Origin of the sequence: Modestobacter altitudinis (genome assembly GCF_005930475.1) — a bacterium.
GTDB lineage: Bacteria > Actinomycetota > Actinomycetes > Mycobacteriales > Geodermatophilaceae > Modestobacter > Modestobacter altitudinis.
In genome coordinates this window covers 1-24,299 of the sequence record NZ_SJEW01000055.1, presented here as the reverse complement: position 1 = coordinate 24,299, position 24,299 = coordinate 1, and the positions used below count along the sequence as shown (strand labels likewise).

Below are 24,299 nucleotides of genomic sequence, written 5' to 3'. Positions count from 1 at the left end.
CACGGTGCGCGGGCGCGCACCGTGCCGACGGGGTCTGGTCAGCCGGTCAGTCGTTCGACCACGGCGGCGGGTTGCCCGTGGCCTTCTCGGGCTCCGTGCGGCTGGGGTCCGGCGAGTCGGGACCGAACAGACCGCCGAAGGTCTGGTCGACGTCGTCGACGGTGGAGAGCAGCTTGAAGCCGAGCTGGTCGCCGTCCTTGACGATCTGCACCACGTAGTTCGGCTGGACCGAGTTGCGGTTGTCGTCCAGGCTCACCGCGCCGCTGGGGAACGTCGGCTGCTGCGCCGCCAGCGCCTGCTGGAAGGCGGCCGGGTCGTCGAGCGTGCCGCCGACCTGGTCGAGGGCCGCCAGGACCACCTGCATGCCGTTGAAGTACAGCGCGGTGAACAGGCTCTGCGGGTCGACGTCGGGGAACACCTTGGTGAACCCGTCGACGTAGGCGGTCCACGCCTGCTCGTCGCTGCCCAGCGGCACCGGCGAGCCGCCGACCAGCCCGTCGAGCTGGTCGCCGACGGTGAAGGACGTCGGGTCCATCACCGAGGACCCGCCGAGCAGGAAGTCACCGGGGTCCTTGCCGACCTGGATGAAGGCCTTCTCCGCGGCGACCGTGTTGGTGCCACCGGTCAGCAGCAGCACGCCGTCGACGTCGCGGGGCAGCTGCGCGACCGGGGAGGACCAGTCGGTCTGGGTCAGCGGCACCCAGCTGCGCGCGGTCACCTCACCGCCCAGGGCGGTGAACTCGCTGACGAAGCCGGCGGCCTGGGTGTAGGGGTAGGAGTAGTCCTCGCCGAGGATGGCGACCTTGCGCCAGCCCTTCTCCTGGTAGGCGTAGGTGCCCAGGCCCGCCATCCACTGCGCGCCGTCACCGCCGAAGCGGAAGAAGTTGGGCGCCTTCACCGACAGCGTGGTCGACTGCGCGCCGGACGTGCCGTTGACGAAGGTCACGTCGGGCTGGCTCTTGGCGTACTCCGCGACGGCGACGCCCTCGTCACCGGAGAGCGGGCCGAGCAGGATCTGCACGCCGACGTTCTCCACCAGCCGGCGGGCCTCGGCGACGGCCTTGTCCGGCGTGGCGTCCGAGCAGCCGTAGCTGACCGCCAGCGGCGTGCCGGCCACGGTGGCCCCGGTGACCTGGTCCTGCGGGCCGGTGCCGTCGGCCGTCCCGCCGGCCTGGTCGACCAGGGCGTACTTGGCGCCGGACAGCGACTGGCCCTCGAAGGTGGCGAACGGTCCGCCACAGGTCGTCAGCACACCGATCTTGATGGCGCCCTCAGGGGCGTCGGCCGGGGCCGCCGCGGACTCCGAGCCGGTGCTCGCCGCGTCGTCCCCACCTCCGCTGCCCCCGCCGCATGCGACGAGGCCGAGCACCGCGGCGGTGGTGACCGCCGCGAGCCTCCCCGCTCCGCTCAGCCGGCTCCTGGATGTCCTCATCGACTCTCCTGCTCCCTGGCTGGGGAGCGACCGGAGCCGCTCCCTGTGTGAAGTCAACCGATAATCGATTGACGATCACCGGGGATGGTAGAGATCACATTTTGACGCCGTCAAGGGGTCGGCCGCGGCCCGTTGCCGAAACGTCTCCATCGGCCGACCGATGCCGCTGACGAGCGGCTGACCTGCCGTTCTGGGGCATGCGCCGACCGGCGACGGACCGGGACGGCCCGCCGCCGACCGGCGACCGAGGTGGGTCGGGACCGCTAGCGCGCCGTGGGCATGTCGAAGGAGGCGTCCCGCTCGAGTTCCGGCCACCGCTGGGTGACCACCTTCGCCCGGGTGTAGAACCGGATGCCGTCCGGGCCGTGGACGTGGTGCTCGCCGAACAGCGAGTTCTTCCAGCCGCCGAAGGAGTGGTAGGCCATCGGGACCGGCACCGGCACGTTCACCCCGATCATCCCGACCTGCACCCCGCGGGCGAACTTCCGCGCCGCTCCGCCGTGCGAGGTGAAGATGGCCGTCCCGTTGCCGTAGGGGTTGGCGTTGATCAGGTCGATGGCCTCGTCGACGGTGCCGGCCCGCAGCACCGACAGGACCGGGCCGAAGACCTCCTGGCGGTAGACCTCCATGTCCGGACTCACCTGGTCGACCAGGGTCGGGCCGACGAAGAAGCCGTTCTCGTGGCCGGGGACGACCAGGTCCCGACCGTCGACGACGACCTTGGCCCCGCTCTCCTCCCCCGCGGTGATCAGCGAGACGATCCGGTCGCGGGACGCCCGGGTGATGATCGGCCCCATGTCGCTGCCCGGCTCCCGGCCGGGCCCGACCCGCACCGCACGACTGCGCCGGTCCAGGACGTCGATGAGCTCGTCACCGACCGAGCCGACGGCGACGGTCGCGGAGATGGCCATGCACCGCTCCCCCGCCGAGCCGTAGGCCGCGGCGGCGAGGTGGTCGGCGGCGAACTCCAGGTCGGCGTCGGGCAGCACGACGGCGTGGTTCTTCGCCCCGCCGAGGGCCTGCACGCGCTTGCCGCTGCGGGTGCCCCGCTCGTGCACGTACTGCGCGATCGGCGTGGACCCGACGAAGGAGACCGCGGCGACGTCGGGGTGGTCGAGCAGCCCGTCCACGGCGACCTTGTCACCGTGCAGGACGTTGAAGACGCCGGGCGGCAGACCGGCCTCGGCCCACATCTGCGCCAGCAGCACCGCCGCCGAGGGGTCCCGCTCGCTGGGCTTGAGCACGAAGGTGTTCCCGCAGGCGATCGCCACCGGGAACATCCACATCGGGACCATCGCCGGGAAGTTGAACGGAGTGATGCCGGCGACCACGCCGAGCGGCTGGCGGAAGCTGTAGCTGTCCACGCCCGTGGAGACCTGGTCGGAGTACTCGCCCTTGAGCAGCTGCGGGATGCCGCAGGCGAACTCCACCACCTCGAGGCCGCGCTGGACCTCTCCCGCCGCGTCGGAGAGCACCTTGCCGTGCTCGTCGGTGATCGCCGCGGCGATCTCGTCCTTGCGGCGGTGCACGATCTCCCGGAAGGCGAACAGGATCCCGGTCCGCCGGGACAGCGAGGACTGCGACCAGTCCTCGAACGCGGCCGCCGCCGCGGCGACCACCCGGTCCACGTCGGACTGCTCGGCGAGCAGGACCTCGGCCTGCTGCTCCCCCGTCGCCGGGTCGAACACCGCGCCGGCGCGGGTGGAGTCCCCCCTCGTCTCCTGGCCGTCGATCCAGTGCTGGATGGTCCTCACGGTGGTTCTCCCTCGTCGTCGGGGGTGGTGGGCTCGGGCGGCTCGCCCTCGCCGGCCGGCCGGAGGCCGGGATGGGACTGCTCAGCTCGTCGCGGTGGCCTGCTGCTCGGCCGCGTGGTCCTGCTGCTCGGCCACCTCGGCCAGGGAGCCGGCCAGCCGCTCCCGGACCTCGTCGAAGTGGCGCTCGATGGCGCGGACGACCGCGTCGGCGTCCCGGCTGCGGACGCCGTCGAGGATCGGGTCGTGCAGGCCGCAGGTCCACTGCGGGTCGGAGTTGGGGCCGACCAGGGTGATGTAGGTGCGCGACATCGGCTCCAGCGAGCGCCACACGCGCAGCAGGGTGCCGTTGCCCGACAGCTGCATGATCTTCTCGTGGAAGCTGGCGTCCACGATCGCCAGCGCGCGGCCGTCGCCGGCGTCGGCCGCGCGGCGCATGTCCTCGCCGATCCGGAGCAGGGCCGTGACGTCGTCGTCGGTGATCCGGGCCATGGCCAACCGGGCCCCGAGCACCTCGATGGTCGACCGGACGACGTAGGCCTCGAGCAGCTCGGCGGTGTCCAGCCGGCGCACCCGGGCCCCGCGGAAGGGGGTGATCTCGACGATGCCGAGCGCCTCGAGGCCGCGCAGGGCCTCGCGGACCGGCGCCTGGCTGGTGCCCAGCTCCTTGGCGACCGCGGTCTCGACGATGCGCGAGTCCGGCGGGTACGACCCGTCCAGGATCGACTCCAGCAGCCGCTCCTTGACCTGGTCGGCGAGCACGCTGCGGGTGAGGGCGTCGGGGCCGGTCATGGCCACCTCCAGTTCTGGCTGGTCGAGCGGAGCGCGGCACGCCCCGCCGCTGCCCATGATCCCGGCGTCCCGACCGGACCCGTGGACGCCCCTCCCACCACCGGGCCGTCCGAATCGCCGTCCCACGGTTGATCGATGATCGATGAAGCTACGACCGGAGGCCCGTCGCGTCAAGGAGCAGTGCGCACGGCCTTGAACCGCCGCATGTTCTCGGTGATCGCGATCTCGGTCGGCAGCCGCTCCATGCTGGAGGCGCCGAAGAAGCCGACCACCCCGGAGGTCCGCTCCAGCACGTACTGCGCGTCCTCCGGTTCGGCGATCGGTCCCCCGTGGCACAGCACGATGACGTCGGGGTTGATCGTCACCGCGGCGTCGTGCATCTCCTGCACCGCGGTCACGCAGTCGTCCAGCGTCCGTGCGGTCTGCGCCCCGATGCTGCCCTTGGTGGTCAGCCCCATGTGCGGCACCAGGACGTCGGCACCGGCCCGGGTCATCGCCTCGGCGGAGGCGACGTCGAAGACGTACGGGGCGGTGAGCAGCCCCCGTTCGGCGGCCAGGCCGATCATCTCCACCTCCTGCGCGTAGCTCATCCCGGTCTCCTCGAGGTTGGCCCGGAAGACCCCGTCGATGAGCCCGACGGTCGGGAAGTTCTGCACACCGGCGAATCCGGCGTCCTCGATCTGCCGCAGGAACCGGTCCATCAACCGGAAGGGGTCGGTTCCGCAGACCCCGGCGAGCACGGGGGTCTCCCGGACGACCGGCAGCACCTCCGCGGCCATCTCCAGCACGATGGCGTTGGCGTCGCCGTAGGGCATCAGCCCGGCCAGCGAGCCCCGGCCGGCCATCCGGTAGCGGCCGGAGTTGTAGATGATGACCAGGTCGGCACCGCCGGCCTCCGCGCACTTCGCGGACAGGCCGGTGCCCGCCCCGGCGCCGATGAGGGTGCCGCCCGCCGCCCGGGTCTCCCGCAGCCGCTGCCGTGCCTGCTCACCGTTCATCGCGTGCCTCCCAGGAACTCGTCGAGCCGCGCCGCCATGGCGACGGCGAACTCGGGGTCGTTGACGTGCGCGTCGAGCTCGTGCAGCTCGACCGAGGGGGCGAGCGTCTCGCGCAACCCTGCCAGCAGCGCCGCGTCGGCCTCCGCGTCGAAGAAGGGCCCGTCCGCGCCGGCGAGCGCGGAGATGCCGCGCAGCGGCACGAACAGCGCCACCGGGCCGGTGGCCGCCGACAGCTTGGTGCCCACCCGGCGCCCCAGCTCCGCGCACTCCTCCGGCGTGGTGCGCATCAGCGTGATGCTCGGGTTGTGCACGTAGAGGGTGCGGTCGGCGAACCGCGCCGGCACCGACTCGCGCGGACCGAAGTTGACCATGTCCAGCGCGCCCAGCGAGACCACCTGCGGCACCCCGCGCCGGCCGGCGGCCTCCAGCCGGTGCGGCCCGGCCGACAGCACCCCGCCGACCAGGTCGTCGGCGAGCTCCGTCGTCGTCAGGTCCAGCACGCCTATGACGTACCCGGCCTCGACCAGGCCCTCCATGCTCCGTCCGCCGGTGCCGGTGGCGTGGAAGACGAGCACCTCGTAGCCGCGGCGCTCGAGCTCCTCCCGCGCGGTGGTGACCGCCGGCGTGGTCACGCCGAACATGGTGGCCGCGACGACCGGCCGGGCGGCGCCCAGGTCGAGCGGCGGCGCGCTGACCATCCCGGCCATGGCGGCCGCGGCGTTGGCCAGGATGCGCCCGGAGACGGAGTTGAGGCCGGCCACGTCGGTGACCGCGGGCATCAGGGTGACGTCGCTGACGTCGACGTAGCCGGCCGTGTCCCCGGAGGCCATCGTGGAGACCACCAGCTTGGGCACCCCCACCGGCAGGGCCCGCATCGCCGCCGTCGCGATGGCGGTGTTGCCCGAGCCGCCGGCGGCCAGCACCCCCTGGCAGCGGCCCTCCTCGTAGAGCCGGCGGACGACGCCCGGCGCCGCCGAGCACATCGCCGCCACCGCCGTCCCCCGGTCGGTGAGGCCGGCCAGGTCGAACCCGCCCGCGGCCGCCACCTCCGCCCGGGTGACGTCCGGCGCGGTGCGCGGCGGCCCCTGCGTCCCGACGTCGACGACGACGGTGGCGACGCCCGCCTGGTGCAGCCGGTCCCGGAGGAACGCGTACTCCTCGCCCTTGGTGTCGAGGGTGCCGACCAGGACGACGGTGGGCGTGCTCACGGCGGCTCCTTGACGTGATCCAGGTCATGTGATGACATGCCTAATCGATTATCGGTTCCCCCGCAAGGGCGCGAAGGGCTCGGTGCGTTGATGGCCATCCAGACAGCGGCGGCCCGCCGCTCCACCCCCCGACCCCGTGCCCGGCTCCCGGTGGCCGCGACGGCCGCCGTGCTGGTCGGCGCGCTGGGCCTGCTGGGGGTGCTGCTGCAGGCCTTCGACAAGGGTCTGGGCACCGAGGGCAACGTCCCGACGTTCATCCTCATCACGCTCAACGGGCTCACCCTCGCCGGGCTGTACTTCATCAGCGCCAGCGGGCTGACCCTGATCTTCGGGCTGCTCCGGGTGACCAACCTGGCCCACGGCGCGCTGTTCCTGCTCGGCGGCTACGTGGCGCTGCAGCTCGTGCAGGACGCCGGGATGAACTGGTGGCTGGCCGCGCTGCTGGCGATGGCAGCCAGCGGGCTGGTCGGCCTGGTCGTCCACCAGCTGTTCCTGCGCTGGAACCAGGGTCAGGACCTCCGGCAGGCGCTGATCACCATCGCGGTCTCGCTGATCCTGGCCGACCAGATGCTGGCCCGGTTCGGGGCCACCCCGACGGCGATCGCGCCCCCGGAGTTCCTCGCCCAGCCGCTGTCGCTGGGCGTCTACGACCTGTCCTACCCCCGCTTCCGGATCGCGATGCTGGTCGCCGCCCTCGCGGTGGGCCTGCTCTTCTGGCTGGTCTACACCCGGACCCGGGTGGGGATGGTGGTCCGCGCCGGGGTCGACGACAGCCAGATGACCTCGGCCCTCGGCGTCAACGTGCAGAAGGTCTTCGCGATCGCCTTCTTCGTCGGCTCCGCGCTCGCCGGCCTGGGCGGCGTCTTCGCCGGCACGGCCCTGTCGCTGGCACCCGGGCAGGACCAGTCCTTCCTGGTCAGCGCGCTGGTGGTCGTCATCGTCGGGGGGATGGGCAGCCTCGGCGGCGCCGCGCTCGGCGCGCTGCTGCTCGGCCTGGTCGACCAGTACGCCGGCGCCTACCTGCCGGCCGAGTACGCCAACCTCTCCGCCCTGCTCACCTTCGTGCTGCTCGCCGCGATCCTCGCGGTGCGGCCGACCGGACTGTTCGGGAAGGCACGATGACGAACCGGCTGCAGACCCTCGGCACCCGCGGTGCGCTCGCGGTCGTGCTCGTCGTGCTGGCCCTGGTGCCGGTGGTGTGCACGACCTTCTTCACCAGCCAGGTCGGCCTCACCTCGCTCTGGCTCGGGATCGTCGCGGTCAGCCTGACGTTCCTGTCCGGCTACGGCGGCATGGTCTCCCTGGCCCAGACGGCGCTGTTCGGTGTCGCCGGGCTGGTCACCGCCAGGCTGTCGGTGGAGTCCGGGTGGGACCCCTGGGCCGCGGCGCTGGTCGGGATCCTCGCCGCGACCGCCGTCGGCCTGCTCTTCGGCGCCGTCGCCAGCGGCAGCCAGGGGATCTACTTCCTCATCATCACGCTGGCCTTCGCGCAGGTCGCCTACTTCTACTTCGCCGCGGTGCCCACCTTCGGCGCCCACGAGGGGATCAACGGCGTCCGCCCGCCGGCGGTGCTCGGCGACCCGGTGCAGGACCCGGCCCGGATGTACTGGTTCCTGCTGGCCGTCTCGGTCCTCGTCTTCCTCGGCCTGCGGCACGTCTCCCGGACGGCGTTCGGGCTGGCCCTGCAGGGCGTCCGCGACGACCCGGTGCGGATGGCGGCGCTGGGCTACAACGTCCGGCTGCACCGCATCCTCGGGTTCACCCTCGCCGCCCCGGTGGCCGGCGCCGCCGGCGTCCTGTCGGCCTGGTCGAACACCCGCATGTCGGCCGGCTCGATCTCGCTGGCGATCGCCATCCTGGTGCTGACCGCGGCCGTCATCGGGGGGCTCAACCGGCTCGAGGGCGCCTGGGTCGGGGCACTGCTCTACACGCTGTGCGACACCTACCTGCGCGGCTGGACCGACCGCTTCACCACCTGGCTGGGCGTCGTGTTCCTGGTCATCGTGCTGGTCTCCCCCGGCGGCGTGGTCGGCCTGGTCAGCAGCGCGGCCACCTGGCTGCGCCGCCGGCTGCCGGGCGGGTCCGCCCCGCCGGCCGTGCCGAGCGCTCCCGCGCCCCCCGTCCCGGTCTCCTCCGGAGGTGCCCGATGACCGACCCGGTGCTGCGCGTCCGCGGCCTCACCCGGCGCTTCGGCGGCGTGGTGGCGGTCGGCGACGTCGACCTCGACATCGCCCCCGGGGAGCGCCGGGCGGTGCTCGGGCCCAACGGGGCGGGGAAGTCGACCCTGTTCAACCTCATCGCCGGGGCCGACACCCCGACCTCGGGCAGCATCGAGCTGTTCGGGGCCGACGTCACCTCCTCGGGCGCCCGGCAGCGCACCCGGCAGGGGCTGTCCCGCACCTTCCAGACCTCCCGGCTGCTCACCGGCCTGACGGTGGAGGACAACCTGTACCTGGCCGCGATCGGTGTGGACGGCGGGCGCTTCCGCCTCGTGCGCACCGGCCGGGACCGGGCGGCCCGGGAACGGGCCCGGCGGACCGCGGCGAGCGTCGGCATGGCCGACCGGCTGAAGACCCTCGCCGGCGACCTGTCGCACGGGGAGCAGCGGCAGCTGGAGATCGGCCTGGCGCTGGTCGCCGAGCCGCGGATGCTGCTGCTGGACGAGCCGGCGGCCGGGCTGTCCCGGGCGGAGCGGCAGCTGCTCACCGCGCTGCTGCTGTCGCTGGACCGGGACGTGACCCTGCTGCTGATCGAGCACGACATGGACGTGGCACTGACCGTGGCCGAGCGGGTGACGATGATGCACGACGGCGTCGTGATCGTGGAGGGCACGCCGGCCGAGATCCGGGCAGACCAGCGCGTCCACGACCTCTACCTGGGGAAGGCCCATGTCTGAGCAGGTGCTGGAGATCTCCGGCCTGGACGCGCACTACGGCAGCGCGCACGTGCTGAACGCGCTGTCGGCCTCGGTCGGGCAGCGCTCGACCGGCATCGTCGGCCGCAACGGCATGGGGAAGTCCACCCTGTGCAAGGCGATCATGGGGATCACGCCGCCCTCGGCGCGCGGCTCGATCACGCTGGACGGCGAGGAGATCCTGGGCCGGCCGTCCTACGACATCTGCCGCCGGGGCATCGCCTACGTGCCGCAGGGTCGGCGGATCTTCCCGTCGCTGACCACCGACGAGCACCTGCGGATGCTCAGCCGGTCGCTGGCCACCCGCGGGCAGTGGACGGTCGACGCCGTCTACGACCTGTACCCGCGGCTGGCCGAGCGGCGGAAGGTCAGCGCGGCGATGCTGTCCGGCGGTGAGCAGCAGATGCTCGCCATCGGCCGGGCGCTGCTGACCAACCCGAAGCTGCTGCTGATGGACGAGCCCTCCGAGGGGCTGGCGCCGGCGATCGTGGAACAGCTGACCGAGACCTGCCGCACCCTGGTCGCCGAGGGGCTCACCCTGCTGCTGGTGGAGCAGAACCTCGGCATGGCCACCGCCGTGGCCGACCGGCTGCTGGTCATGGTGCACGGCGAGGTGGCGCTGAAGACCACCTCGGCGGCGCTGCTCGCCGACACCGACGCCCAGCGCCGCTACCTGGGAGTCGAGCCCACAGCTGCCTGAGCGGCGTCCTTGCGCAGGTGGCTGATCACCGAGGCGCCGAAGAACTCGATGTGGGCGCGCATCTCCCGACCCAGGAACTCGGGGTCGCGGAACTGCACGGCCTGCAGCACCGGCCGGTGCAGCTCGGCGATGGAGTGCAGGTCGGAGTGGCTCTTGAGCGCGCTGACCAGGCTGCGGGCCTCCACCCGCAGGGACCGCCAGACGTCGAGCAGCACCTGGTTGCCCGACGCCTCGACGATCACCTCGTGGAAGCGGGTGTCGTGGACCATCAGCGCGTGCAGGTCGCCGGCATCGGCGGCGCGGCGCATGCCGGCCAGCTCCTCGCCGAGCAGCGCGAGCTCGTCGGCGGTGATCCGCGGCGCGGCCTCCCGGCCCGCGACCTCCTCCAGCGCCGCCCGGACCGGGTAGATCTGGACGAGCTCCTCGGTGCTCACCTCGCGCACCCGCGCACCGCGGTGCGGCTGGGACTCGACGAAGCGCATCGCCTCGAGGTCGCGCAGTGCCTCCCGGACCGGGGCCTGGCTGACGCCGAACTCCGCGGCGACGGCGCTCTCCACGATGCGCTCCCCGGGCCCGTAGGTCCCGTCCAGGATGCGCTCGACGATGCGCTCCTTGATCGCCTCGCGGAGCAGGACGGGACGCTGCGGCGCCGGTGCCATGCGGACCCCTCTCATCGATCGACTCCGCTGGGACGCCGCGGTCATCGATAGTGAGCCCCGGGATTCCGGGCGCTGTCAAGCCGCAACACACCCGGCAGCCGGCCCCCCGACGCCCGTGCGACCTGCATCACCGGAGAGGGTTGACGTGCGTCACACCCATCTGCTTGATTATCGATTGTTCGCCGCGCGAGCCACTCGAGGCTCCCGGTGGACGTGTGCGCCGGTACGGCACCCGACCACGACTCACGACGGAGTGGGCATGAGCGACGACACGGTCCTGGCGACCTTCCACGGGGACGACGAGTTCCCGGTGCAGTGGGATGAGGGCCAGGAGGAGCTCTTCTGGGTGCACGACGACCTGCACATCCCCAACCCGATCTCCCCCATGTACGCCGACATCGGCGGCTGGTGGCTCAAGTGCGACTACATGTTCCGGCGCTTCGGCACGCCGTTCGCCTCCGACTGGATCTCCAAGGTCGTCAACGGCTACGTGTACACAGCGGCCATCCCGGCGACCCCGGGGCTGTCCGCGGAGGCGTCGGAGTACGGCGCCCGGTACACCCCGCGGGTACCGCTGGACGGCGAGGACCCGGCCGAGCTGGGCGCCTACATGGGCTGGACGCTCCCCTACTACGCCGAGCACTTCCTCGTCTGGTGGCGCGACCGGCTGCGCCCGGAGATGGAGCGCAACTTCGTCCGCTTCGACTCCTACGACCACGACGGCGCCAGCCTGGTGGAGCTCGCGATCCTGCTCGAAGACGCGATCGACATGCACGACCGGCACTGGCAGATCCACTGGGTGCTCAACTTCGCCCAGTTCTCCTCGACCCTGGCGCTGAACGCCGCGGTCGCCGCCGCAAAGGGCGAGGGGGACCACTCCGCGCTGATGGGCCGGCTGCAGAGCTCCACGGAGAACCGCAACTGGGACTCCATCGAGGAGCTCTGGAAGATCAAGGAGCTGGTGGCCAAGGAGCAGGGCGAGGTCGCCCGCGCCTTCGAGAAGGCCACCGCCGGCGACGTCCTGCGGGCGCTGGAGGGCACCGAGGCCGGCCGCACCTTCATCGCCGAGCACGTCGAGCCCTACCAGCAGACCTTCGGCTACAAGTCGATGTACGCCCACGAGTTCTCGTTCCGGACGTGGCTGGAGGACCCGGCACCGATCGTCGAGGCGATCCGCGGCTACCTGGAGAGCGACTACGACTACCCGGCCGAGCTGCAGGCCGTCGCCGACGACCTGGCGAAGGCCAAGGCCGAGGTGTTCGAGGGTGTCGAGCCCGGGCCGGCCCGCGAGGAGCTGGAGCGGGCCCTCGAGCTCAGCCTGCGGATGAACCCGCTGACCCCCGACCACCACTTCTACATCGACCAGGGCACCAACGCCCGGGTGCGGCTGGTGCTCGTGGCGATCGGCCGGAAGCTGGTCGCCGACGGTCGGCTCGACGACGCCGAGGACGTCATGTACCTCAAGTACAACGAGCTGCGCCGGCTGATGGCCGGCAGCAACTCCTTCGACGCGAAGGAGCTCGTCGGCGACCGCCGGGACGCCCGCGAGGACGCCTACGAGGTGCGGCCGCGGGACTGGATCGGCACCGCCACCGCCGACCAGGTGAGCTTCCCGTACTGGTCGCTGTGGGCCTTCCCGGAGAAGCTGAACCGGCCGGCGCCCTCGCACGACGCCGAGATCCCCGGCCTGCCGGCCTCCGCCGGCATCGTCGAGGGCACTGCCCGCGTCGTGCTCTCCGCCGAGCAGTTCGGCGAGGTGCAGCGCGACGAGATCATCATCTGCCGGATGACCAGCCCGTCCTGGGTCGTCCTGTTCACCAAGATCTCCGGCCTGGTCACCGATGCCGGCGGCATGGCCTCGCACCCCGCCGTCGTCTCCCGCGAGTTCGGCATCCCGGCCGTCGTCGGCACCTCCGACGCCACCCGCCGGATCAAGACCGGGGACCGGGTCCGGGTCAACGGCTCCACCGGGCGGGTCGAGATCCTCGGCGACGTCCCCGCGCCGGCCCCGGTCGGTGCGCTCTGATGACCGCCACCCTGCCTCCGACCGAGGAGACCACCGTGCCGACGGACGCCCCGCTGGTGCTGCCGTTCGCCGACCCGCGCTGCCAGCAGGTCGAGCTGACCGGCGGCAAGGGCGCGAGCCTGGCCACCATGACCGCCGAGGGGCTGCCCGTCCCGCCCGGGTTCGTCATCACCTCGGCGGCCTTCGAGGCCGCGGTCGATGCCGACGCGCTGCGCGACGCGATGCGGGCCAAGGACGTCGAGGCCGCCCGTGCGCTGGTGGCCGCCGCCCACCCGCCCCGCGAGCTCATCGAGGCGGAGTACGCGAAGCTGACCGGGCTGGTCGCCGTCCGCTCCTCGGCCTGCGCCGAGGACTCCGCGGGCGCCAGCTACGCCGGCCAGCAGGAGACCTTCCTCAACACCGACGGCCTCGAGTCGGTGCTGCACCACGTGGTCGAGTGCTGGCTGTCCTTCTTCACCGACCGGGCCGTGTTCTACCGGCAGGAGAAGGGGTCGCTGGAGGACGTCGCGATGGCCGTCGTCGTCCAGCAGATGGTGGACAGCCAGAAGTCCGGCGTCATGTTCACCGTCGACCCGGTGCACGGCCGCAAGGACCGGATGGTCGTCGAGGCGGCCCGCGGGCTGGGCGAGGCCGTCGTCTCCGGCGAGACCACCCCGGACAACTACACCCTCTCCCGCTCCGGCCAGGTCAAGAAGTCCAAGATCGTGGACGACGTGCGGGTGCTGGACGACGGCGAGTGCGTCGCCCTGGCGCAGATGGGGCTCACGCTCGCCGGTCTGCACGGGCAGCCGCAGGACATCGAGTGGGCCTTCGACGCCGCCGGCGACCTCTACCTGCTGCAGTCGCGGCCGATCACCACCATCTGACCGTGCGGTTCGTGACCTTCGCGTCCCCGGACGGTGCCGCCCCCCGGGTGGGACGGCTGGACGGCGACACCGTGCTCGACGTCGGCTTCGACGGCGACATGGTGGCCTTCATCGAGGCCGGCGCGCCGATCGCGGCGGAGCGGGCGGTGCCGGGCGGCCGGCTGCTCGCCCCGCTGGTCCCGCGCTCCTTCCGCGACTTCCTGGCCTTCGAGGGGCACCTGCTCAACGCCTACCGCAACCTGGGCCGCGAGGTCCCGGCCGAGTGGTACGACGTGCCGGTCTTCTACCGCAGCATGGGGACGACGGTGACCGGCCCGGACACGGTGCTGGCCTGGCCCTCCTACAGCTCCCAGCTCGACCACGAGCTGGAGCTGGCCGCGGTCATCGGGCGGGCCGCGCGGGACGTGCCGGCCGAGGACTGGCTCGACGTCGTCTTCGGCTTCACGATCTGGAACGACGTGTCCGCCCGCGACGTGCAGCGCCGCGAGCTGCCGATCGGCATGGGCCCCGCGAAGGCCAAGGAGTGGGACGGCTCCAACGCCCTCGGCCCGTGCATCGCCACCCCCGACGAGGTCGACCTGGACACCCTCGAGCTCGAGGTCCGGGTCAACGGCGAGCGGTGGGGCGGGGACCGCGTCGCGGCCATGCACCACACGTTCGGCGACCTGGTCGCCTACGCGTCCCAGGACCAGACTCTGCTCCCGGGCGAGGTGCTCGGCTCGGGCACCGCGACCGGCGGCTCCGGGCTCGAGCTGGACCGCTGGATCCAGCCCGGGGACGTCATCGAGATGGAGGCCGGCCCGATCGGCGTCCTGCGCAACACCGTCGGAACACCTGACCGGAAGGACCACTGACATGGCGTTCGTCGTCGCAGCCACCTGGAAGGCCAAGCCCGGAGAGGCCGAGCGGGTCACCGAGGTGATCAGGAAGATGACGCCGCTGTCCCGGGCGGAGCCGGGCAACGTCTTCTACCAGGCCCAGGTCAACCCCGAGGACCCGGAGACGTTCTTCCTGTACGAGCAGTACGCCGACGCGCAGGCCTACGAGGACCACAAGGCGACGCCGCACTTCCAGGAGAACGTGTTCGGCTACGTCCTCGAGTACCTGGCCGAGCGCAGTGTGAAGACCTACGAAACGATCGATGCCTGAGGTCACCACCGTCGACCCGGCCACCGGACAGGTGCTGGCCACCTACCCGGCGGCCGGGGTCGACGAGGTGCTGACCGTCCTCGCCGGCGTGCACGCCGCCCAGCCCGCCTGGGCCGCGCGGCCGGTCGAGGAGCGCGCCGAGCTCGTCCGGGCGATCGGTGCGCAGCTGCGCAAGGAGTCCGCCGAGCTCGCCGCGCTGATGACCGCGGAGATGGGCAAGCCGATCGGTGAGGCCCGGGCCGAGGTGGAGAAGTCCGCGACCGCCTGCGACTTCTACGCCGAGTACGGGCCGGCGTTCCTCGCCGCGCGGCCGGTCGACACCGGCGGGCACCAGCGCAGCTGGGTGGCCCAGGAACCGATCGGTGTCGTCCTGGCCGTGATGCCGTGGAACTTCCCGTTCTGGCAGGTGCTCCGGTTCGCCGCCCCGACCCTGCTGGCCGGCAACACGGCGGTCCTCAAGCACTCCCCGAACGTGACCGGCTGCGCGCTCGCGATCGAGCGGGTGCTCCGCGACGCCGGCCTGCCCGCGGACGTCCTCCGCAGCGTCGTGGTGGCCGAGGACGACGTGCCGGAGGTGAGCCGGGTGCTCATCGAGGACGACCGGGTCGCCGCGGTCAGCCTCACCGGCAGCGAGCGGGCCGGTGCCGCCGTCGCGGCGGCGGCCGGGCGGGCCGTCAAGAAGAGCCTGCTGGAGCTCGGCGGTTCCGACCCGTTCGTCGTCCTCGCCGACGCCGACGTGGAGCTCGCCGTGGCCGGTGCGGTGCGCAGCCGGTTCCTCAACTCCGGGCAGAGCTGCCTGGCGGCCAAGCGCTTCGTCGTGCACGCCGACGTCGCCGAGGAGTTCACCGCGCGCTTCACCGAGGCCGTGCGGGAGCTGCAGGTCGGCGACCCGCGCGACGAGGCGACGCAGGTCGGTCCGTTGGCGCGCGCCGACCTGCGCGAGGGCCTCGAGCGCCAGGTCCACGAGTCGGTCGCCGCCGGCGCCCGGGTGCTGACCGGCGGGGCACCGCTGGCGGGGCCGGGCGCGTTCTTCGCCCCCACGGTGGTCACCGACGTCACCCTGGACATGCCGGTGCTGGCCGAGGAGACGTTCGGGCCGGTCGCCGCGGTGGTCGTGGTGGCCGACGACGACGAGGCGGTGCGCCTGGCCGACGGCACCCGGTACGGGCTGGGGGCCAGCGTGTGGAGCGCGGACCCCGGCCACGCGCTGGCCGTCGGCCGGCGGATCACCTCCGGGGCGCTGTTCGTCAACGCCGTGGTCGCCTCCGACGTCCGGCTGCCCTTCGGCGGGACCAAGCGCAGCGGCTACGGGCGCGAGCTCGGGGAGGCCGGCGCGCTGGAGTTCACCAACGCCCGGACCTACGTGGTCGGCGGCGGCGTGCCGACCGGACCGGCGACCGAGTGAGGCGCTGACCGGGCCCGACCGCACGGGCAGCGACTCCTCGGGTCGGCAGCGCAACGGCGCACCGGAGTGGTCGCTGCCCCGTCCGGCCCCGTCGGTCGCTGCTGACCGCGGGCGGGCGCCGGTCCCCACGATGGCGCGATGGTCAGCGAGACCGACATCGCCGGACGACGCCCCGACCAGCGGGCGCACCGCCTGGCCAAGCTCGAGGCACTGCACGCCCGCGGCGTGGCCGGCTACCCCTACCGCTACCCCACCGACGCGACGGCCGCGGGGATCCGCAGCGCGCACGCCGTGCTCGCCCCGGACACCCGGACGCCGGACCGGGTCCGGATCGCCGGCCGGGTGGAGCTCGTCCGGCGGCAGGGGCAGCTGACCTTCGCCTCGCTGCGCGACCGCACCGGCGCGGTGCAGCTCTTCGTCGACACCTCCGTGCTCGGCGCCGCCCGGCACGCCGAGTTCGACGACGTCGACCGCGGCGACTGGCTCGGCGTGGAGGGCACGGTGATGACCACGCGGCGGGGTGAGCTGTCGGTGTCCGTCGAGGACTTCGCCGTCCTGGGCAAGGCCCTGCTCGAACCCCCGGACAAGCACCGGGGGCTGACCGACGTCGAGACCCGCTACCGGCAGCGCTACGCCGACCTGGAGGTCAACGAGCGCACCCGCGAGGTGTTCCGGATCCGGCACGCGGCGGTCCGCGCCATCCGCCGGCACCTGGAGGACCGCGGGTTCACCGAGGTCGAGGGCCCGGTGCTGCAGACCATCCAGGGCGGGGCCAGCGCCCGGCCGTTCGTCACCCACCACAACGCGCTCGACCTGGACCTCTACCTGCGCATCGCGCTGGAGCTGCACCTCAAGCGGCTGATCGTGGGCGGGATGGAGCGGGTGTTCGAGATCGGCCGGGTGTTCCGCAACGAGGGCATCGACACCCGGCACAACCCAGAGTTCACGATGCTGGAGGCCTATCAGGCCTTCGCCGACTACACCGACATGATGGACCTGGTCGAGGGGATGGTGACCAGCGCCGCCCGGGCCGCCCTGGGCCCCGACGACCTCACCGTGCACTACGGCGGGCACGCCATCGACCTCGCCGCGACCCCGTGGCCCCGCAAGCGCTTCGCCGACATGATCGCCGAGGTCACCGGCGCCACGATGCACCCCGGCATGCCGATCGCCGACGCCCGCGCCGTCCTGGACCGGTTGGGCATCCCCTACGAGGGCGGCTGGGGGCCGGGCCGGCTGATGAAGGAGGTCTACGACGAGAAGGTGCAGCACCAGGTCGTCGGGCCGGTCTTCTGCACCGACTACCCGCGCGAGGTCTCCCCGCTGGCCCGCACCCACCGCGACGACCCGGCCTACGTCGAGCGCTTCGAGCTGATCGTCGCCGGCTTCGAGCTGTGCAACGCCTACTCCGAGCAGAACGACCCGGTGGAGCAGCTGGCCGCCTTCGAGGCGGAGGCGCGGGCGAAGACCCGCGGCGACCCGGAGGCCGGGGACGTCGACCTGGACTACGTCCGGGCGCTCGAGCGCGGCATGCCGTGCACCGGCGGGCTCGGCATCGGCATCGACCGGCTGGTCATGCTGCTGGCCAGCGTCGACTCCATCCGCGAGGTCATCCTGTTCCCGACGCTGCGGCCGGAGTCCGGCCCGCCGCCCGGTGGCGGGCCGTCCGGTGCGCCGCGGCCGCTGGTGCCGCCGACCCGCGTGCCGGCCGACGGCATCGTCGCCCCCAGGCAGGCACCGGAGCAGGTCTCGGCGCCCACCTCCGGGGCCGCCACGGTGACCGCGCTGCCGGTGATGGCGCCCTCGGCGCACCCGGTGCCCGCCGCGCCACCCCGCGCCGGGGTCCACCCGCTGGCCGTGCGGCTGCTCGCCGGGCTGACCGCGCTCAGCGGGGTGCTGCAGCTGCTGGTCTGGATGCCCGTGGTGCACGACCGCTTCGGCGCCGACGGGCCGGCCATCGACCCGCTGTGGGTCCCGGTCGCCGGCGGGGTGGGCTCGGTGGTGGTGGGCCTGCTGCTGGTGCTGCTCGCCGACCAGCTCGCGCGGCGCAAGCACCGGGCCTGGCAGGTCGCCGTGGTCCTGTTCGCCGTCGGGGCGGGAGCGCACGTCGTCAAGGGGCCGCACCCGGTCGCGGTGGCAGTGTGCGTGCTGCTGCTGGCAGCGCTGGTGCGCTGGCGGGCGGCCTTCCGCGCCCCGGGCGACCCGCCGTCCCTGCTCCGCCTGCTGCACGTCCTGCCGCTGTACCTGGCCGGCGTGCTGGCGTTCGGCCTGTCCACGCTGTGGGCCGAGCGGTCCCGGCTCGAACCGGACCTCACCCTCGGCGGCGCACTGGGCACCGTGTTCGGCGGGTTGGTCGGGGTGGACGGCCCCTACACCTACCAGTCGGCGTTCATCGCCCGGTTCCTGCCGGCGTCGCTGCTGGCCCTGGGTGTGGTCGGCTTCGTCCTGCTGGCCGTGCTGCTGCTGCGGCCGCTCACCGCCACCGGACCGCACACCGAGGACGACTGGGCGCACGCCGACCGCCTGGTGCACACCTACGGCTGGGACACCCTCGCCTACTTCGCGCTGCGCGACGACAAGGCCTTCTTCTTCTCCCGGGACGGCGAGGCCTTCCTCGCCTACACCTACGTCGGCGGGTTCGCGCTGGTCTCGGGTGACCCGATCGGGGCCCGCGAGTCGGTGGTCCGGGTCCTGGACGAGTTCCTCGAGATGTGCGACGAGCGGGCCTGGACGCCGGCCCTGCTGGCCGTCCGCGAGGCGAGCATGCCGCTGTACGCCTCGCGCGGCTTCACCTCGAGCTACCTGGGTGACGAGGCCGTCATCGACTGCCGGCGTTTCACCCTCGACGGCCCGGCCCGCAAGAGCCTGCGCGCCGCCGTGCGACGGGTGGGCCGCACGTACCGCTTCCGGCTGGTCGCCGAGGCCGACGCGCCCCCGGCACTGGTCGACCAGCTGAACGCGATCAGCGCCCGCTGGCGGGGCAAGGCCCCCGAGCGCGGGTTCACCATGACGCTCTCCCAGGACCTGCGCGGCGCGGGCGCCGACCCGGGGTTCCTGCTGTGCGTCGCCCTCGACGAGGACGGCCGGGCGGGCGGCTTCCTGCGGCTGGTGCCGGCCTACGGGCCCGACTTCGGCTACACGCTGGACCTGATGCGACACGACCCGGACTCCCCGAACGGGATGACCGAGTTCCTCATCGCGTCCACCGCGACGGCCCTCGGCGGCCGCGGCGTGGCCCGGCTGTCGATGAACTTCGCGATGTGGGGGCGGCTGTTCGCCGACGACGTGGAGTTCAGCCCGTCCCAGCGCGCGGCCCGCTGGGCGGTGGGCCTGCTCAACCCGTTCTTCCAGATCCGCTCGCTGCGGGACTTCAACGAGCGGTTCGCCCCCGAGTGGCTGCCCCGCGTCCTCGCCGTCCGCAGCCCCGCGGACCTGCCGCGGGTCGCGCTGCGCTACGCCGGCGCCGAGGGCTTCCTGTCGGTGCCCGGCATCGGGCCGCTGCTCGTCCCGCGGGGCGTGGGCGGGGTCCCCGCGCCCTCGGACCCACCGGCGCAGGCAGCGGCGTGACCCGGGCGGGCGCGGCCGTCGGGACGGCGGTCGTGCTGGCCGCGCTGTGCACCGCGCCGGCGGACCCGCGCGGCCGCCGCGCCGGCCCCGGTCGGCTGACCGCGGTCACGACCGCGGGACGGGTGCCCGCACCGGCACCGCCGAGGAACGGGCCAGCGCCACCGTGGCCGCTCCCATCGCCACCGTCAGCACGGCGATCAGCAGCCACTCGGCGCCGTCGGCCTGCACCCGCTCGCCGAGCACGGTGAGGCCGAGCGCGACGGCGACCACCGGCTCGCCCACCGTCGCCGCGGGCAGTGAGGCCTCCAGCGGGCCGGCCTGGTACGCCGACTGCTGCACCAGGGTGCCGCCGGCGAGCACCACGACCAGCAGGTAGGTGCTCCAGGAGCCCAGCACGGCCGCCGGGCCGTCGTCCAGCAGGCTGACCACGCCCTTGGTCAACGCCGCGCCCAGGCCGTAGGCCACCCCGGTGGTGACGGCCAGCAGCACCGCGCGCGGGGTCCCGCGGCGCACCGCCGCCCCGACGAGGCAGGCGGCGACGACGGCGCCGAGGACCCCCCAGGCCGGCAGCCAGCTGCGCCAGCCGGCCAGGTCCTCGCCGGCGGTCGGCTCACCGGTGACCATGAACACCGCGAGCGCGAGCACCAGCACGCCGGCCCACGCCCAGTCCGACCGGCTCAGCCGCCGGCGGGACCAGCGGGCACCCAGCGGCAGCGCGAAGAGCACGGTCGTCACCAGCAGAGGCTGCACCAGCACCAGCGAGCCGAGACCGAGCGCGGCGGCCTGCGCCAGGTAGCCGCCGGAGTCGGCCAGCGTGCCGGTCCACCACCACCGGGACCGCAGCAGCTGCCGCAGCAGCCGCAGCCCGCCGGCCTGCCCGTCCGGCACGGCTGCCGCCGACCGCTGCTGCACCGCCGAGGCGACCGCGGTCAGCGCCGCGGACAGCAGGGCGAGGCCGACGGCCGCCCAGCCCCACCCGCTCACCCGGGCGCCTGGGGCGCCGGTGCCTGCGTCGCTGCCTCGGGCCGCCGGTCCAGGGCGACGACCAGCGCCGGCAGCAGCAGCACGGTGAGCACGCCTGCACCCACCAGCGCGGCCGCGTTCTCCGGCAGCATGGTGCCGCTGCGCAGGCCGATCTCGGTCAGCGCGACCAGCACCGGCAGCGCCGTGGCGCTCACCAGCGCGGTCTGCACCCGCTGCCGGGACGGGAGCACGCCGCGGTACACCAGCAGCGCGGGACCACCCCGGACGGCCAGCATGAGCACGAAGAAGAGCACCAGCCGCAGCGGCGACTCGGCGATCTGCGGCAGGTCCAGGCCCATCCCGGAGGAGACGAAGAAGATCGGGACGAAGAAGCCGTAGCCCACCGCGTCGAGCTTGGACTCCAGCAGCGGGGCCTCCCCGCCCACCCACCAGCGCAGCACGACGCCGGCCAGGAAGGCGCCGAGCACCGCGTCGAGGTGGAACTGGTCGGTGAGCGCGATCAGCGTGACCAGCAGCACCACCGTCCCACGGAGCGTGATCTGGGCGGTCTCGTTCTGGCCGGCGGCGATGACGCCGGCCAGCCGGCCGCCCTCGTGGACCCCGCGGCGCAGCACCCCGAGCCCGACCGCGAGCAGCGCGACCGTGCCGAGCGAGACCAGCGCGGCGATGCGGCCCTGGGTGCCCAGGAACACCGCGATGGCCAGCACCGGGAGCAGCTCGCCGACCCCGCCGGTGGCCAGCAGGTACCGGCCCAGCGGGCCGCCGAGCAGGCCCTTCTCGCGCAGCACCGGCAGCAGCGTGCCCAGGGCCGTGGTGGTCAGGCCCAGCGCGACCGGCAGGAAGTCCCGGACCATCCCGGCGGCCTCCAGCGCGCCGACCACCCCGAGCGCGAGGACGAGCGAGACCGACCAGGCCAGCAGGGCGCGCCGGCCGGCGTCCTGGCGGAACAGCCGGAGGTCGAGCTCGTAGCCGGCCAGCAGGAAGACGAAGCCGAGGCCGACGTCGGCGAGCACCCGGACGTCCGCGGCCGCCCCGAGGTCGAGGGCGTGCGGGCCGATGAGGATGCCGCCGGCCAGCAGCAGCACCACCTGCGGCACCGGCAGCCGCGGGAACAGCCCCACGACCAGGGCCGCCAGCAGCGAGACCGCGGCCACCGCGGCCAGGGTGTCGATCGACAGGACGTCGTCCACCCGGCTCTCCTGCCGACCGAGAGGTGCTGGCGTGCGGATCCTCGCGGGTTCCCCGACCGCTGGGAAGGGCTGGCCGCGCGGCGGTCCGGTCAGCTCGCCGCGGCCCGGAGCTGGGCGCTGCCGGGGACGACGAGCCGGCGGACGTGCCGGTCGACGTCGTCCGGACCGGGGTCCGGCTCGCCGAAGTCGAGCGCGCCGATGGCGTAGAAGTCCGTGCTCGCGGTGACCGACTGCCAGCGCCAGGTCAGCTCGCGCGGGTCCAGGTGCGGCAGCAGCGGCGCCAGGACGGCGCAGTACCGGCCGCCCATGGCGCGGATCGCCGCCGCGCCGTTGGCCTCCCACTGGTCGGGGGGCTGGTCGAAGATCCGGGTGAACACCCGCGCGGCGTACCGGCCCCGCCCCGCGCACCGCAGGGTGACGATCGGCCGGACCCAGCCGTCCACCAGCGCCTCGATGTCCGCGTCCATCAGCGAGGCGTCGACGAGCGGCTGCAACGAGAGCTCCCGGTCGGCGACCACCTGGTCGACCACCCGGCGTTCCACCGCGGCGACCAGGGCGGCCTTGCCGCCGAAGTAGTAGCCCACCGCGGCGGCGTTGGCCACGCCGGCCAGGCGCAGCACGTCGCGGACCGAGGTGCCCGCCGGCCCGTGCTGGGCCAGCAGCTCCTCGGCGGCGTCCAACAGCCGTGAGGGGGTAGCGGTCTGCGTCACCCGACCTCCATGCTGGTGCCGTGCTCTGAGACGGGCGTATGAGACGAGCGTATGGAGTCAGCATGCCCCAGCGGACGACGCACGGGAGGCTCGGCGCGCTGCTGGCCGTCATGTGCGCAGCCCTCGCGCTGGTGATCGGGGCCGGCTCGTCGCTGGCCCTGGCCATGCCGGAGATCGCCCGGTCGACCGGTGCCTCCCAGATCGAGCTGACCTGGGTGGTGAACGTCTACGCCCTCGTCTTCGCCGCGCTGCTGCTGCCGCTCGGCATCGCCGCGGACAAGTACGGCCGGCGCACCGCCCTGCTGCTCGGGCTGGGCGTCTTCGCGGTGTGCAGCCTCGCCTCGGGGCTGGTCACCGACCCGACCCAGCTCATCGTGCTGCGGGCGCTGGCCGGGGCCGGGGCGGCGGCGGTCATGCCGGCGACCCTGTCGGTGCTCGTCGACGCCTACCCGCCGGAGCGCCGGTCCTCGGCGATCGGGGTGTGGGCCGCGGTCTCCGGTGCCGGTGCGCTGCTCGGGCTGCTGATCGCCGGCGTCCTGCTCGAGGTCGCCTGGTGGGGCAGCGTCCAGATCGCCTTCGGGGTGCTCTCGGCCGTCGTCCTGGCGCTGTGCGTGGCGGTCGTCCCGCCGTCCGCGGACCCGCAGCTGTCGCTGGACCCGGTGGGCGGTCTGCTGGCGCTGGTCGGTCTCGCCGGCGTGGTCTACGGGGTCATCGAGGGTCCCGAACGCGGCTGGACCGACGGGCTGACCGTCACCGCGCTGGTCGGCGGCGTCCTGGTGCTGGCGGCGTTCGTGCTGGCGGAGCTGCGCAACCCGCGGCCGATGCTGGACGTCCGGCTGTTCCGCTCCCCGGGGCTCTCGGCGGGCAGCGCGGTGGTCTTCCTGCAGTTCTTCGCCGCGTTCGGGCTGTTCTTCCTGGCGCCACAGTGGCTGCAGTACGTGCACGGGCTCTCCCCGCTGCAGGCGGCGCTGTGGCTGGCGCCGATGGCGCTGGGGATCGGCCCCACCGCCCAGGCCGCCCCGGCGCTGCTGCGCCGCCTCGGTGCCCGGCCCGTGGCTGCCTGGGGCATGGCCCAGATGGCCGTCGGGCTGGGGCTGCTGGCCTGGCAGGCGGACGGCGGGGCGCCGCTGTGGTGCTTCGGGGCGGCGCTGTTCGTGTTCGGCATCGGCTTCGGGCTGGCGCTGACGCCGGGCACCACGCTCATCATCGACGGGCTCCCGGCCGACCGCCGCACGCTGGCCGCCGCGGTGAACGACGTGACCCGGGAGGTCGGCGGCGCGCTGGGCGGTGCGGTGGCGGCGAGCGTCCTGCTCACCGGCTACGGCGACCAGGTGCTCGGCGCCGTCTCGGGCCTGTCCGCCCCGGACGCCGCCCGCGCCGAGGCCGGCATCGCCCAGGCCCTCGGGCTCTCCGCGCGGCTGGGCCCCGAGGGCGCGGCCGTGGCGGCCGGCGCGCGCGACGCCTTCGCGACCGGCTACGCGACGGCGCTGCTCGTCGGTGCCGTCGTCCTGCTCGCCGGCGCGGTGCTGTGCGGGCTGCTCAGCTCCCGGACGGCAGAAGCCCACCGGCGCCTCAAGGAGTGGCTGCGGACCGCTGCGGGCGGAGCCCCGCGCCGGGTGCCCTGGACCGTGCGCGCCGCCGTGACCGGCGTCCTGGCGCTCGGCGTCCTCGCCGGGGCGTGGCTGCTGCCGCAGGCGCTCCTGCAGGACGCCGCCGACGACGGCCCCTCGACCGCCCTGGCGCAGGACCGGGACACCGCTCGGACGACGAGCGCACCGGCCCGCTCCCCGGTGGTCCCGGTCGAGGCGCCCGGCCAGCTGTCCCAGCCGCCCGGCTCACCGGCCCCCGCGGAGACGGTCCTGCCCGCGACGAGCCCCGCGGGCCCCCGGGCCGAGGCCGTGCCGCAGCGGACGCCGACGACGACGGTGCCCCCCGTGACGACCAGCGC

20 protein-coding genes are annotated in these 24,299 nt (G+C 73.8%); 11 read left to right on the top strand and 9 right to left on the bottom strand.

From position 1 onward, the window contains the following. Nucleotides 1-46: 46 nt before the first annotated feature. The 5 genes from FHL79_RS18030 to FHL79_RS18010 form a co-directional block, all read right to left on the bottom strand. The gene (locus tag FHL79_RS18030) at nucleotides 47-1,432 is read right to left on the bottom strand and encodes an ABC transporter substrate-binding protein (RefSeq protein WP_138759958.1); all 1,386 of its coding nucleotides are present in this window, start codon (nucleotides 1,430-1,432) and stop codon (nucleotides 47-49) included. 263 nt (nucleotides 1,433-1,695) lie between these two features. Next, nucleotides 1,696-3,186 (bottom strand): CoA-acylating methylmalonate-semialdehyde dehydrogenase, encoded by a 1,491-nt coding sequence (locus tag FHL79_RS18025; protein WP_138759957.1) that lies wholly within the window; start codon nucleotides 3,184-3,186, stop codon nucleotides 1,696-1,698. An 81-nt stretch (nucleotides 3,187-3,267) separates the two neighbouring features. Beyond that, nucleotides 3,268-3,975 (bottom strand): GntR family transcriptional regulator, encoded by a 708-nt coding sequence (locus FHL79_RS18020; RefSeq protein ID WP_138759956.1) that lies wholly within the window; start codon nucleotides 3,973-3,975, stop codon nucleotides 3,268-3,270. 170 nt (nucleotides 3,976-4,145) lie between these two features. Beyond that, nucleotides 4,146-4,973 carry a phosphoenolpyruvate hydrolase family protein gene (locus tag FHL79_RS18015; RefSeq protein WP_138759955.1) on the bottom strand — a complete coding sequence of 276 codons (828 nt, stop codon included), beginning with the start codon at nucleotides 4,971-4,973 and terminating at the stop codon, nucleotides 4,146-4,148. After that, a complete protein-coding gene (locus FHL79_RS18010) occupies nucleotides 4,970-6,181 on the bottom strand; it encodes a Tm-1-like ATP-binding domain-containing protein (RefSeq protein WP_138759954.1) in 1,212 nt (403 codons plus the stop codon). Before FHL79_RS18010 ends, FHL79_RS18015 begins: the two co-directional genes overlap by 4 nt. A gap of 90 nt (nucleotides 6,182-6,271) precedes the next feature. Between FHL79_RS18010 and FHL79_RS18005 the strand changes: the two genes are divergently transcribed. The 4 genes from FHL79_RS18005 to FHL79_RS17990 are packed head-to-tail and all read left to right on the top strand — an operon-like array spanning nucleotide 6,272 to nucleotide 9,795. After that, a complete protein-coding gene (locus tag FHL79_RS18005; protein ID WP_246080939.1) occupies nucleotides 6,272-7,303 on the top strand; it encodes a branched-chain amino acid ABC transporter permease in 1,032 nt (343 codons plus the stop codon). Continuing rightward, nucleotides 7,300-8,331: a branched-chain amino acid ABC transporter permease gene (locus tag FHL79_RS18000; protein ID WP_138759953.1), complete on the top strand. Its 1,032-nt coding sequence runs from the start codon at nucleotides 7,300-7,302 to the stop codon at nucleotides 8,329-8,331. The genes FHL79_RS18005 and FHL79_RS18000 overlap by 4 nt, the downstream gene beginning before the upstream one ends. Beyond that, nucleotides 8,328-9,077: an ABC transporter ATP-binding protein gene (locus FHL79_RS17995; protein WP_138759952.1), complete on the top strand. Its 750-nt coding sequence runs from the start codon at nucleotides 8,328-8,330 to the stop codon at nucleotides 9,075-9,077. Before FHL79_RS18000 ends, FHL79_RS17995 begins: the two co-directional genes overlap by 4 nt. Next, a complete protein-coding gene (locus tag FHL79_RS17990) occupies nucleotides 9,070-9,795 on the top strand; it encodes an ABC transporter ATP-binding protein (RefSeq protein WP_138759951.1) in 726 nt (241 codons plus the stop codon). Before FHL79_RS17995 ends, FHL79_RS17990 begins: the two co-directional genes overlap by 8 nt. Here FHL79_RS17990 and FHL79_RS17985 read toward each other — a convergent pair. Continuing rightward, nucleotides 9,765-10,469 (bottom strand): GntR family transcriptional regulator, encoded by a 705-nt coding sequence (locus tag FHL79_RS17985; RefSeq protein ID WP_246080937.1) that lies wholly within the window; start codon nucleotides 10,467-10,469, stop codon nucleotides 9,765-9,767. The two genes, FHL79_RS17990 and FHL79_RS17985, sit on opposite strands and share 31 nt — an antisense overlap. A gap of 244 nt (nucleotides 10,470-10,713) precedes the next feature. On the opposite strand from FHL79_RS17985, the gene FHL79_RS17980 reads away from it, so the two are divergent. The 6 genes from FHL79_RS17980 (at nucleotide 10,714) to lysS (ending at nucleotide 19,467) form a co-directional block, all read left to right on the top strand. After that, entirely contained in the window at nucleotides 10,714-12,480 is a 1,767-nt protein-coding gene (locus FHL79_RS17980) for a PEP-utilizing enzyme (protein ID WP_138759949.1), read from the top strand. After that, nucleotides 12,480-13,346, top strand: coding sequence for a PEP/pyruvate-binding domain-containing protein (locus FHL79_RS17975; protein WP_138759948.1), 867 nt, complete (start codon nucleotides 12,480-12,482; stop codon nucleotides 13,344-13,346). Before FHL79_RS17980 ends, FHL79_RS17975 begins: the two co-directional genes overlap by 1 nt. Nucleotides 13,347-13,348: 2 nt before the next feature. Continuing rightward, complete coding sequence (locus FHL79_RS17970; RefSeq protein WP_138759947.1) at nucleotides 13,349-14,200, top strand: fumarylacetoacetate hydrolase family protein; 852 nt, start codon at nucleotides 13,349-13,351, stop codon at nucleotides 14,198-14,200. Nucleotide 14,201: 1 nt separating this feature from the next. Then, the gene (locus FHL79_RS17965; RefSeq protein WP_138759946.1) at nucleotides 14,202-14,495 is read left to right on the top strand and encodes a putative quinol monooxygenase; all 294 of its coding nucleotides are present in this window, start codon (nucleotides 14,202-14,204) and stop codon (nucleotides 14,493-14,495) included. Next, complete coding sequence (locus tag FHL79_RS17960; RefSeq protein ID WP_138759945.1) at nucleotides 14,488-15,900, top strand: NAD-dependent succinate-semialdehyde dehydrogenase; 1,413 nt, start codon at nucleotides 14,488-14,490, stop codon at nucleotides 15,898-15,900. Before FHL79_RS17965 ends, FHL79_RS17960 begins: the two co-directional genes overlap by 8 nt. A gap of 138 nt (nucleotides 15,901-16,038) precedes the next feature. Further along, nucleotides 16,039-19,467, top strand: coding sequence for a lysine--tRNA ligase (gene lysS / locus FHL79_RS17955; protein ID WP_138759944.1), 3,429 nt, complete (start codon nucleotides 16,039-16,041; stop codon nucleotides 19,465-19,467). A gap of 105 nt (nucleotides 19,468-19,572) precedes the next feature. Here lysS and FHL79_RS17950 read toward each other — a convergent pair whose 3' ends face one another. The 3 genes from FHL79_RS17950 to FHL79_RS25175 all read right to left on the bottom strand — a co-directional run bounded on the left by FHL79_RS17950 (nucleotide 19,573) and on the right by FHL79_RS25175 (nucleotide 22,351). Then, nucleotides 19,573-20,451 carry a DMT family transporter gene (locus tag FHL79_RS17950; RefSeq protein WP_138759943.1) on the bottom strand — a complete coding sequence of 293 codons (879 nt, stop codon included), beginning with the start codon at nucleotides 20,449-20,451 and terminating at the stop codon, nucleotides 19,573-19,575. Beyond that, entirely contained in the window at nucleotides 20,448-21,641 is a 1,194-nt protein-coding gene (locus FHL79_RS17945; protein WP_138759969.1) for a cation:proton antiporter, read from the bottom strand. Before FHL79_RS17945 ends, FHL79_RS17950 begins: the two co-directional genes overlap by 4 nt. Nucleotides 21,642-21,730: 89 nt before the next feature. Then, nucleotides 21,731-22,351, bottom strand: coding sequence for a TetR/AcrR family transcriptional regulator (locus FHL79_RS25175; RefSeq protein WP_171058224.1), 621 nt, complete (start codon nucleotides 22,349-22,351; stop codon nucleotides 21,731-21,733). Between the two features lie 62 nt (nucleotides 22,352-22,413). Here FHL79_RS25175 and FHL79_RS17935 point away from each other — a divergent pair. After that, the coding region (locus FHL79_RS17935) for an MFS transporter (protein WP_171058223.1) at nucleotides 22,414-24,299 on the top strand (1,886 nt) is incomplete at its 3' end.